The organism is Candidatus Accumulibacter vicinus, from assembly GCF_000584955.1.
In the GTDB taxonomy this organism is placed as follows: domain Bacteria; phylum Pseudomonadota; class Gammaproteobacteria; order Burkholderiales; family Rhodocyclaceae; genus Accumulibacter; species Accumulibacter vicinus.
Genome location: NZ_JDSS02000027.1, coordinates 8,585 through 19,965 on the forward strand (window position 1 = coordinate 8,585; position 11,381 = coordinate 19,965).

General features: G+C 62.5%; 9 protein-coding genes. 5 read left to right on the top strand and 4 right to left on the bottom strand.

Going from position 1 to position 11,381, the window contains the following annotated elements; all coding sequences use genetic code 11:
• On the bottom strand, positions 1–1,303 hold a 1,303-nt coding region (locus CAPSK01_RS12520), incomplete at its 3' end, for an FtsX-like permease family protein (protein WP_034927084.1).
• 116 nt (positions 1,304–1,419) lie between these two features.
• Between CAPSK01_RS12520 and CAPSK01_RS12525 the strand changes: the two genes are divergently transcribed.
• Both CAPSK01_RS12525 and CAPSK01_RS12530 read left to right on the top strand, forming a co-directional pair.
• Positions 1,420–2,613 (top strand): efflux RND transporter periplasmic adaptor subunit, encoded by a 1,194-nt coding sequence (locus tag CAPSK01_RS12525; protein ID WP_034927086.1) that lies wholly within the window; start codon positions 1,420–1,422, stop codon positions 2,611–2,613.
• Positions 2,610–5,693 carry an efflux RND transporter permease subunit gene (locus CAPSK01_RS12530; protein WP_034927089.1) on the top strand — a complete coding sequence of 1,028 codons (3,084 nt, stop codon included), beginning with the start codon at positions 2,610–2,612 and terminating at the stop codon, positions 5,691–5,693. Before CAPSK01_RS12525 ends, CAPSK01_RS12530 begins: the two co-directional genes overlap by 4 nt.
• Before the next feature lie 114 nt (positions 5,694–5,807).
• On the opposite strand, the gene CAPSK01_RS12535 is transcribed toward CAPSK01_RS12530, so the two are convergent.
• Positions 5,808–6,302 carry a Dps family protein gene (locus CAPSK01_RS12535; RefSeq protein WP_034927092.1) on the bottom strand — a complete coding sequence of 165 codons (495 nt, stop codon included), beginning with the start codon at positions 6,300–6,302 and terminating at the stop codon, positions 5,808–5,810.
• Between the two features lie 542 nt (positions 6,303–6,844).
• Between CAPSK01_RS12535 and CAPSK01_RS12540 the strand changes: the two genes are divergently transcribed.
• The 3 genes from CAPSK01_RS12540 to CAPSK01_RS12550 all read left to right on the top strand — a co-directional run bounded on the left by CAPSK01_RS12540 (position 6,845) and on the right by CAPSK01_RS12550 (position 9,235).
• Positions 6,845–7,264, top strand: a complete 420-nt coding sequence (locus CAPSK01_RS12540; protein ID WP_273703614.1) for a hypothetical protein — start codon at positions 6,845–6,847, stop codon at positions 7,262–7,264.
• The gene (locus CAPSK01_RS12545) at positions 7,261–8,079 is read left to right on the top strand and encodes a DUF2145 domain-containing protein (RefSeq protein ID WP_034927095.1); all 819 of its coding nucleotides are present in this window, start codon (positions 7,261–7,263) and stop codon (positions 8,077–8,079) included. The genes CAPSK01_RS12540 and CAPSK01_RS12545 overlap by 4 nt, the downstream gene beginning before the upstream one ends.
• Before the next feature lie 265 nt (positions 8,080–8,344).
• A complete protein-coding gene (locus CAPSK01_RS12550; protein ID WP_034927098.1) occupies positions 8,345–9,235 on the top strand; it encodes a DMT family transporter in 891 nt (296 codons plus the stop codon).
• Between the two features lie 60 nt (positions 9,236–9,295).
• On the opposite strand, the gene CAPSK01_RS12555 is transcribed toward CAPSK01_RS12550, so the two are convergent.
• Both CAPSK01_RS12555 and CAPSK01_RS12560 read right to left on the bottom strand, forming a co-directional pair.
• Positions 9,296–10,933 (bottom strand): methyl-accepting chemotaxis protein, encoded by a 1,638-nt coding sequence (locus tag CAPSK01_RS12555; RefSeq protein WP_273703615.1) that lies wholly within the window; start codon positions 10,931–10,933, stop codon positions 9,296–9,298.
• 64 nt (positions 10,934–10,997) lie between these two features.
• The coding region (locus tag CAPSK01_RS12560) for a cache domain-containing protein (RefSeq protein ID WP_034927104.1) at positions 10,998–11,381 on the bottom strand (384 nt) is incomplete at its 5' end.

Here is an 11,381-nt window from a genome sequence, read left to right on the forward strand (position 1 = left end):
GCGCGGCGCTGAAGCCGCCGACCACGTAGGCACCCAGCTCGACTTCGCCGGCCACCCAGAACATCAGGCCAGCCAGCGCCAGGAAGCCGAGCAGATAGCCGCCGAGCAGACCGCTGCGCGGAGGGCCCAGTTCGCGGCGCAGAACCCGCAGCGTCGACACTTTCTTGAGCTGCAGCAGGGGCGGCACGGCAAAACCGAAAAGCAGCAGCAGGCCGACCGCCACCCCCTGCACGGCCGGCAGCAGGCCCGGCGGCGGCAGTGGCGTCGCCAGCAACTGCGCGAGCCAGGCATGCAGGACGAAATGGGCGAGGTAGCCGAGCGCGCAGCCAACGCTCGCCGCGAGTACGCCGAGCACGGCAAACTGGCCCAGGTACAGGCGCAACAGCAAGGATTGTGTCGCGCCCAGACAGCGCATCACGGCGCAGGGGTCGAGATGGCGTTGCCCGTAGCGTCGCGACGCCAGCGCCACCGCCACCGCCGCCAGCACCACCGTCAGCAGCGCCGAAAGACCAAGGAATTTCTGCGCCCGTTCGAGCGCGGTACGGATCTCCGGGCGGCCGTTCTGCGGGTCTTCGATGCGCTGCCCACGCGTCAGGCGTGGCTTGAGGTCGCGCTGAAAACGTTTCACCAGCGACTGCTCGCCAGCCAGCAACAGGCGGTAGCCGACGCGGCTGCCGACCTGCAGCAGGGCGGTGGCCGGCAGATCGTCGAGGTTCATCAACAGGCGCGGCGCGACGCTGAAGAAGTTGATGCCGCGATCCGGTTCCAGCGTCAGGATGGCATCGAGGCGCAAAGCACTTTGCCCGACGACGATCAGGTCGCCGACACGCGCGCCCAGCGCCGAGGCCAGACGCTCGTCGATCCAGATCGTTCCGGCAGCCGGCACGCCACGCGCCGGTGCATCCGGAACATTGAGCGCCGGCGCAATGCGCAGGGTGCCGCGCAGCGGATAAGCGGCACCGACCGCCTTGATCTCGGCAAGCTGCGCACGCAGCCCGTCACGCTCGCCGCGTGTCACCATGCTCGGGAAGGTGCGGGTCTCGACCACCTGCAGGCCGCGCGCGCGTGCCTCGTCGACCAGGGCTCGCGGCCACGGATGATCGGCGGTCAGCAACAGATCGGCGCCGAGCAGTTGGTGAGACTCGCGGTCGAGCGCCTGATGCACGCGGTCGGCAAAAAAACCCACTGCCGTCAGGGCGGCCACGGCAACCGCCAGAGCTGCCGCCAGCAGGCGCAACTCTCCGCTGCGTGCGTCGCGCCGGAACATTCGCCAGGAGAAGGACCACAACTGCAGGAATCGCATGAATTGCCCGTTCGAGAATACCTTGCTGACTTGACCACGGCAGGATGTTCGGAGTACAACCCTTCCCCTGTCTCTCACTCTCTTCGTCCTGTTTCCGACGGTTATGGTAACGCCAAATGACAAGATCCAAGATGCTGTTGCTGGCCGTGATCGCGGCCAGCGTTGCCGGTACAGGATACTGGTATCAGAGCACTCGTCAGAGCAACGCCAGCGCGGTCGTCAGGACTGCTTCGCCGGTGCCGGTGACCGTGGCCAGGGCGACGCTCGGCGATATTCCCATTCTGCTGGAGGTGGTGGGACGCGCTGAAGCGTACGAAAGCGTGACCTTGAAGGCACGGCTGGACGGACAGGTTCTGGCGGTAGACTACAGCGCAGGGCAACCTGTCCGACAGGGCGAGGTTCTGGTCCGGCTCGACCCCGGCGACTTCGAGTCACGGCGGCTGCAGGCGCAGGCCAATCTGGCCCGGAGCGAAGCCCAGCTCGCCAAGGCCAGGGCCGACGTGCAGCGCTATCTGGCCCTGCAGGGACGCGGCTTCGTATCCGAGGAAAAGGTCAACGAACTGCGCACTGGCGAAACCGCAGCCAGCGCGACGGTGAAGGCCGACCAGGCCGCTCTGGAACTGGCCAGGCGCCAACTCGCCTACACCCGCATCCGCGCTCCATTTGCGGGCGTGGTCGGCGCGCGCCTGGTGTTTCCCGGTTCGGCGGTCAAGATGAATGAAACGGTGCTGGCCGTGGTCAATCGCGTGCAGCCGCTCTACGTGACTTTTTCGATCCCCGAGAAGCATCTCCCGCGCGTGCGAGAGGCCATGGCAAGCGGCGACATGCCCGCCAGCGTGACGATTCCCGGTAACCGGGAGCGGCGTTTCGCAGCAACGGTGAGGTTTCTCGACAACACCGTCGATGTCAGCACCGGCACCATCCAGATGAAGGCCCTGCTGGAAAATCGTGAAGAACAACTGATCCCGGGACAATTTCTGCAGGTCAGCCTCTCTCTCGCCACCCTGAGCAACGCCGTGGTCGTTCCCACGGAAGCCGTCCAGCAGGGGCCGGACGGCAACTTCCTGTTTGTCGTCCGGCCGGACAACACCGTGGAACCCAGGAAGATCGAGGTGTCGGCCAGCTACCGTGGCCTCTCGGCGATCGGCCAGGGCGTTGCCAGCGATGAGACGGTCGTCACCGACGGCCAGCTCAGACTGGCCCCCGGATCGCTGGTGCAGGTGAAACCCGCGCAGCCGGCAGCGGCCAGCACCGACCAAACTGCCGCCACGCCAATGCCGGCCGCCCAGCCGGGCGGCAGCGCCAGATGAATCTGCCTGAACTCTGTATTCGCCGCCCGGTCATGACCACGCTGCTGATGGCGGCGTTCCTCATTTTCGGCTTGATCGGCTACCGTGCCCTGCCGGTTTCCGAATTGCCGACGGTCGATTTCCCGACCATTGCCGTGACCGCCAATCTGCCCGGCGCCTCCCCGGAAACCATGGCGGCGGCGGTCGCCACGCCCCTGGAAGGGCAATTCTCGACCATTGCCGGTCTCGATTCGATGACCTCGACGAGCGCCCAGGGATCGACCTCGATCACCCTGCAGTTCTCGCTCGAACGCAACATCGACGCGGCCGCGCAGGATGTGCAATCGGCGATCTCCGCCGCCTTGCGCAAGTTGCCGCCGAACATGCCGGCGCCACCGTCGTTGCGCAAGGTCAACCCGGCCGACTCACCGGTCTTTTACATCGCCATGTTGTCACCGACGCTGCCGCTGTCGCTGGTGAACGAATACGCGGAAACCCAGCTCGCGCAGCGTTTGTCGACGATTCCCGGGGTCGCTCAGGTGCTGATTTTCGGGTCGCAGAAATTCGCCGTGCGCGTGCAGGCCAACCCCGACCAGCTCGCCAGCCGGGGAATCGGCCTCGACGAACTGCAACAGGCGCTGGTTCAGAACAACGTCAACCAGCCGATCGGCCAGCTTGATGGCAGCCGCCAGACCTTTGCCATCAAGGATGGCGGACAGCTTGCCAGCGCCGCGGCCTACCGCCCACTGATCGTTGCCTGGCGAAATGGCGCGCCGGTGCGGCTCGACGAAGTCGCCACCCCGATCGACAGCGTCGAGAACAACAAGATCGCCAGCTGGAACGTCGACAAGCGTGCCATCGTCCTGGCGGTTCAGCGCCAGCCCGGCGCCAATACCATCGAGACGGTCGATGCCATCAAGCGTATCTTGCCGTCGTTCCAGTCCAAGCTGCCGGCAGCGATCGAAATGAGAGTGCTTTTCGACCGCAGCGTCTCGATCCGCGATGCGATCGACGACGTCCAGTTCACGCTGATCCTGGCCGGCTTCCTGGTGATCCTGGTGATCCTGCTGTTCCTGAGGAATCTCTCGGCGACACTGATTCCGGCGCTGGCGCTGCCGATTTCGGTGGTCGGGACCTTCGGGGCGATGGCCGTCCTCGGTTACAGCCTCGACAATCTTTCGCTGCTGGCGCTGACTCTGAGTGTCGGCTTCGTCGTCGATGATGCGATCGTGATGCTGGAGAATATCGTCCGCCATGTCGAACAGGGCAAAACACCGTTCGAGGCGGCGATCCAGGGCGCCCGCGAGATCGGTTTCACGATCCTTTCGATGACCCTCTCGCTGATTGCCGTTTTCATTCCGGTGCTCTTCATGAGCGGCATCGTCGGCCGTCTGCTGCACGAATTCGCGGTCACCATCTGCGTCGCCATCCTGGTCTCCGGTTTCGTGTCGCTGACCCTGACCCCGATGCTCTGCAGTCGCTACATCCAGCACGCCGAGCCTGATACGCATGGCCGTCTGTTCCAGATCTTCGAGCGTTTTTTTGTTGCCCTGCTCGCGGGCTACGAGCGGACCCTCAAGCTGGCGATGGCGCACCCACGCAGCGTGCTGGCGGTTTTCTTTGCCACCCTGCTGCTCACCGGCCATCTGTTCACCGTGGTGCCCAAGGACTTCCTGCCGAGCGGTGACTCGGGTCAGATCGTTGCCTTCACCGAAGGCGCACAGGACGTGTCCTTCGCCTCGATGGTGAAACATCAGCGCGCGCTCGCCGAAATCGTCGCGCAGGAACCCGACATCCGCTCGTTCATGTCGGCGGTGGGTGCCGGCGGCATCCGCCCGACGGCCAATACCGGCACCATTTTCATGATCCTCAAACCCCGCTCGGAACGTCGCTCGTCTCCCGATCAAATCATTCAGCGCCTGCGACCCAAACTGGCGGAAGTGCCGGGAATCAAGGTGTACATGCAGAATCCGCCAGTCATCCGCATCGGCGGCCAGCTCACCGCCGCGCAGTATCAGTACACCCTGCAGGACACCGACCTCGGCGAGCTGTACCAATGGACCGCCACCTTGACCGAACGTCTCCGCCAGTTGCCCGGATTCGTCGATGTCACCAACAACCTCAACCACCTCAGCCCGGTGCTGGCGCTGGACATCGACCGCGACAAGCTGGCGACGCTCGGTCTCAGTTATGGGCAGGTGGAAGATGCCTTGCAGAGCGCATTCAGCGCGCGACAGGTGTCAACCATCTACGGCGCGACCAATCAGTACCAGGTGATTCTCGAAGTCGCCCCGGAATACCAGGCCAATCCGGAAGCGCTGTCACGCCTCCATGTGCGCAGCAGCAACGGCAAACTCATCCCGCTGGACACCGTGGCGCGCTTCAGTCGCAAGACGCAGGCGCTGACCGTCAACCATCAGGGGCAGTTGCCGTCGGTCACTTTGTCGTTCAACCTGTTGCCGGGGGTATCGCTGGGTGAAGCGGTGGACCGGATCAAGGGGCTCGAACAGCAACTGCGCATCCCGGTCTCGCTGAACACCAGCCTGCAAGGCACCGCACAGGCCTTCCAGTCGTCACAGCAGGGACTCGGCATCCTGCTGCTGGTGGCGATTCTGGTGGTGTACCTGGTGCTCGGCATCCTCTACGAAAGTTTCATCCACCCCCTGACGATTCTTTCGGGGCTGCCCTCGGCGGGCCTCGGCGCGCTGTTGACGCTGCTGCTCTTTGGCGTCGATCTCAGTCTCTACGCCTTCGTCGGCGTCATCATGCTGATCGGCATCGTCAAGAAGAACGCCATCATGATGATCGACTTTGCGCTGGCGCAGCAGCGGCAGGCGGGAATGGCCGCGCGCGACGCGATCTTCGAGGCCTGCCTGATCCGCTTCCGGCCGATCATGATGACCACCATGGCGGCGCTGGTCGGAACCCTGCCGATCGCGCTCGGCCTCGGTGCGGGCGCCGAAGTCCGGCGACCGCTCGGTCTGGCGGTGGTCGGTGGCCTGCTGCTCTCGCAATTCCTGACGCTCTACCTGACGCCGGTGATCTACCTCTATCTCGATCGATTTTCGCGAGAGGATGCGCATGCGCAAGCCTCCGCCTGATACCGGATGATGCGCGCGAGATTCCCCCGGCGCTGGACAACCGAAAACCGGGTTCGGGCACTTGAGGTCGATTCCTGTTCGTGAGTCGCGGATGCCAATCGCTCATTCAGGAACTTACTCTTCGAGCAGACTGCGGAGCATCCAGGCGGTCTTTTCATGCACTTCCAGACGCTGGGTGAGCAGATCGGCGGTGGGCTGGTCGTTCGCGGCGTTCACCACCGGGAACAACTCGCGCGCGGTGCGTGCCGTGGCTTCCTGGGCGTTCACCAGGTGCCGGATCATCTCCGTGGCCTTGGGCGTCCCTTCCACCTCGCTGATCGAGCTCATCCTGCTGAACTCCTTGTAGGTGCCAGGAGCCGGGTGGCCGAGTGCGCGAATCCGCTCGGCGATGACGTCGAGCGCGTTCCACTGTTCCGTGTACTGGCCCATGAACATCAGGTGCAAGGTATTGAACATGGGTCCCGTAACGTTCCAGTGGAAGTTGTGCGTCATCAGGTACAGCGTGTAACTGTCGGCCAGCAGGGCGGACAGGCCATGGGCAATCTTTTCGCGCTCGCTGGCGCTGATGCCGATATTGATCGAAGGGGTTTTGGTTTTCTTGGCGTTCATCGTCGTTTCTCCTGGGTTGAAAGCGTTGGGGTGGGGAGAAGTTCGACCTCTTCCCGTGCGGAGGGTCTTTCTTCTCGATGCCCGTGAGCAGCGTCGTTCAGTGATTTTCGGGAAGCCGAGGCTGGTTGCCCGGGAACCCGATGAAGACATTCTATGAAGAACTGTTCCGTTGGTTAAATTGATTGTAAATATGGATTGGATAGTTATTTGCTATCTGGTACACCAAACTGGCCGACAGTGGTCGCCGCCAGGAAATCCAGGCCCTGCTGGCCAGGCTCAGGAAGGAAGGCCGGTCAGTGCGGATTCTGCCGGTCGAAAAGGACGCTCTGCTCGGAGGACGCCTCCGTGCCGGTGCAAAGCTCGCAGAACACGCTTCCCCGACATCATGGACCGATGGCAGAATCTCGCGCCGACGCTCATGATGCGGTGCTACACTGGATAAGCGAGCACTGCGCGTCAACTGCAGCCGTCTCAGGGGGCTGGCAGGGACTGAGGAGATGACCATCAAAGAGACCCGGGATCTTTCATCGGAGGTGTGGAGAATGAAAACGTTTCTTTCTTGCTGCTGCATGAGTCTCATCGTCGGAACGGTTGGACCTGTTCACGCGCGCGGCGTTTCGGAGGCGTCGGCGGTGAGCGTGCTGTTGACCGGTTCGGTGGTCGTCATGGCTTCAGCCCTGCCGCTCATGGCGATGCAGTCTCTGATGGACGCGGCAGTTGCCAGCGTCAAACCAGCCGGCAACGGGATGACCGATGTCGAGGTTCGACAACGGAGTACGCAGAAGGCGTGTACGATTCGTGTCCCCGATCAGGCGATCGAAGGCAAGGGAATCAAGCCCGGGCAGAAGGCCGCATTGGTGGCTGATCCCAATGGGCACATACTGCAGATCGAAGGGCAACAGATCGCGTACATTCCTGCCAGGGGCAGCGACGCTCTGCTGCACAGCAAAGCGCTGAAATGACCGTGCTGCCGGTTGCAACGCTGCGACTTGTCGCCGGCGTCATGCTTCTGGCGTGGGCGCTGCACGGACACGCGGGTACGGCCTGCGCGGCAAATGCCGCCGGTGCCGGCACGATATCGCAGGGGCTCGCCTTGGCGCAGAAGGTGGTCGCCCTGCTCGATGGTACCGGTGCGCGCGTCGCACTGGTCGCGCGGGTCGGACAGGATCTCTCCAGGTACAAGCTGCGTTATTCGCATTTCGCTTTTGCCGTGCGCGACCATGCCGGGGGCCAGTGGTCGGTCGTGCATAGTCTCAACCATTGCGGCACCGCCAAGGCCGGGCTTTACGTGCAGGGAATGGGCAACTTCTTTGCGGACGACGTGTTTGCCTACGAAGCCGCCATCCTGCTCTTGCCATCCGAGTTGCAAGCGCCTCTGGAGAAGGTGCTCGCCTCGCCGGTGCAGCTCCGACGCTTTCACGAGGAACGCTACAGCGCGGTCGCGTATCCGTTCAACACGGTCTATCAGAACTCGAACCAATGGTGTCTGGAAACCCTGGCCGGCGCCATGGCGCCCGAAGGCGACGTCGTGACGCGTGCGGAAGCGCAGGGATGGCTGCAGCAGGAGGGTTATCAGCCGACTTTGCTGCAACTGACCCCCATGACCCGCCTCGGTGGCCGCATGTTCAAGGCCCATATCGCGTTCGACGACCATCCCGGTGAGTACCGCTGGAGTGACCGAATTTATGTTGTCAGCGTCGAATCGGTTTTCGAGTTCCTGCGGCGGCGATATCCGAACGACAGCCAGCGCCGGATAGTCGCACTTGACGACCGTTAATGTGAAAGCCGCCTGCAACGGGGCAAGTCGGGTCGCCGACAGAACGGCTCCAAGAAACCGCACGCCGAATCCAGAGAAGCCCGCGTCTTTCGACAGAGTTGCGTTCTGGCGCGGACACTCGCTGCCGCATTTAAGCCTCGCCTTCTCCAGGCACCCCCCGACATACGAGCATCCTTGGATCGCTGCGGTCGGCCGGGTTCCGGCTTGAACGCATGCGGCAGATCGCTCTGGCGTTGCTGGTTGTCGTCCGGGGACTTGCGATCCAATGCGACTGCGTGATCTCGGCGATCTGATTCTGCTGGCCGCGCTTTGGGGAGGCTCCTTTCTCTTCATGCGTTACGCTGCGCCGGCGTTCGGGCCGCTGGCGCTGATCTGGCTGCGCGTTGCGATTGCTGCGGTGTTTCTGGTGCCTCTACTGATGCTGCGTCAGCAGGGCAGGGTGCTGCGCGAGCACGCGCCAGGCATCGCGGTGATGGGCCTGTTCGGATCGGCACTACCGTTCGTGCTGATCGCCTGGGCGATGTTGTCGATCACTGCAGGACTGGCCTCGATTCTCAATGCCACGGTGCCGATCTTCACCGCGTTGATCGGTGCCCTCTGGTTTCGTGAGCAACTCGGTGCCTGGCGCAAGACCGGTCTGGCCGTCGGTTTCGCCGGCGTCCTGCTGCTCGCCGCCGGCCAGGCCGATTTCAAGCCTGGCGGCAGCGGCTGGGCAATCGTCGCGATGTTGCTGGCAACGCTTTCCTATGGCCTGGCCGCCAACCTGACCCGGCAGTTGCTCGGTGGCGTTCCCGCGCTGGTCAGTGCGGCTGGATCGCAACTCGTCGCGGCCATCATCCTGCTGCCTTTCGCGCTCTGGTTCTGGCCGAGCGTGCCACCCGGCGGCATGGCGTGGGTGGCGGCGACGGTCCTTGGCCTGGGCTGTACGGCGCTTGCCTTCCTGCTGTTCTTTCGCCTGATTGCCAACGTCGGCGCTTCGCGTGCCGTGACCGTGACCTTTCTGATCCCGCTCTTCGGGGTCCTCTGGGGCAGCGCTTTCCTCGGCGAAAGACTCGACGCCAGCATGCTCTTCGGTGGCGTCGTCGTCGTCCTGGGTACTGCGCTGGCCACCGGGGTGCTGCGCCGATCGTATCGAGACACCAGCGGATCGTCGTAACGACAAAATCACGGCAAGCGGTTGCCATCCCTCCGGGCGAGAGACCCGTTCGACCAGCCATCAGGCATGAAAAATTCCCACTGCCTTCTGTAGATTGCTGGCATGGATTTCGAGTTCGTCGGTCGTGGTCGATGCCTGTTTGAGCGCTGCGTTGTTTTCCTCCACCATGCGAACGATTTCGTCGAGGTTTCGCGCAATGTCGGCACTAGCGGCGCTCTGTTCGTGTACGGCATTGGCGATTTCGTCAATGCCGCGACTGGCATTGGAAACCGATTGGTGTGCAGCATCGATGAGGCGTTCAAGTTCCTGCAAGTGAGAGTCACTATGGCTCAGCGAACTGGTCCCTTCACTCAGTGAACCTTCCACCACGACCGCCTGCTGCTCCAGGGTTCTGGTGACACCATCAATACTGTTGGCGGCTGCCGCAGAACGCTCGGCGAGTTTCCTCACCTCGTCCGCGACCACGGCAAAGCCTCTTCCCTGTTCGCCCGCGCGCGCCGCTTCTATGGCTGCATTGAGGGCGAGCAGGTTGGTCTGATCCGCCAGTTCCTTGACCTGCTGGGTCAGGTTGGCGATCGAACGCGTGCTCTGGACGAATTCCCCGACGGAGGAATTGATGGCGACGAATGCCTGGCGAACGTTCCCAACTTCCTGCTGCAGACGGTTCAGCGATGCGTTGCCGGCCTGCGTGTTGTCGAGGCTCTGGCGCGAGGTCTCCTTGACATTCTGCGCGTTGTCGGCAATCGAGGACACACTGACCGCCATCTGTTCCATGGTCGCGGCAACCGCCGACGCCGCGTCTGCCTGACGTGTCGAACCGTTGGCCACCGTGTGCGAACTGGCCGAGAGTTTGTGCGACGCGTTTGACACGGCATCCGCTTCGCCGAGTACCTGGCGCACCGCCTTCTGGAAGCTGTCGATCAGTTCGTTGAAGGCCCGTGCGGTCTGGGCGATTTCGTCGCGGCCAGCGGCCTGTACCCGGTGCGTCAAGTCCCCCCCCTGGAGATTGGTCGCTGCGGACTTGATCTGCCCGACGGTGGCGACGATCCGTGCCCGTACGATGAAACTGACCGAGAGGGCAAGCACGATCGACAACACCAGCAAGCCGATCAGCAGTTTGATCACCCATTCCGAAGTCGCCCGAGCTTGTTCGTAGGCCTCATTACTCAAGCGCTGCTCCAGCGCGAGTAGTGCCGTCATCTGGGTGGTGAGCGCGATGAACTCCTTCTCCACCACCGAGATCATCGTTGCGCCCATGCTGTAATCGGTCAGCGAGACATCGACGACATCCATCGCCGCCTTGCGATAGACGCCCAGTTGCTTGGTCAGCTTGTCGATGATCTCCTTCTCTTCCGCCGTGAGCGAACCGGTCTTGCCGATTTCCCCGAGCTGACTGCCCATCTCGCTCAGTGCGATTTCCAGAGCCTTGCTCATTTCCTTCAGGCGATCAGCCGGAAAGTTTGCCGCTGCCGCGGAGAGGAGCTGGTAGCTGTCGGCGAGGGTTTCCTGGGATTTGGCGGCGCTTTCGGATGCCAGCTTGAAATTTTGAAAGCGTACCTGGAAGATATTGCTCAAGGCACTTTGCTGCAGCGTCAGTGCGTAGTAGGAACTGGCTGCCAGCAGCAACAGCAAGGTCAATATGGTCATCGGTGCCAGCAACAGCTTGGCGCCAATACTCAATCGATCCAGAAAATTCATGTCGACCTCCGCTATCGCTCGAATCGCAGCATGGGTCTGCGATTCGAGATTTCAGACCAGTCTGCTATTTGTAGATACCGACGCCGAGAAAGCCGTCGGATCCCGGTAGCGCAATGACAAAGCTGGATTTGGGTTCGGTCTTTTTCGTCTGCGGATTGGTGAATAGATAGTCGACCCAGCCGTTACCCTTGGCCTTCGTCAGGTCCGACATTTCCTTGATGAACAGCTTTCCGTTGGCGTCCTTCATTTCGATCAGGCTCTTGCCGACCAGCGTCTTGTTGCCACCGTGGGCTAACACGGTTCCATCGGTTTTTACGGCGAAGACATAGAGATCCTTGTCCACCCATTTCGGATCCCTGTTCGAAAACTCCTCAAACGCCTTTTCGGCACCCGCCGATTTCACATACGCCACCGCCTTTTCCGCAAGTGCCTTGGCTTCCGCCGCCGT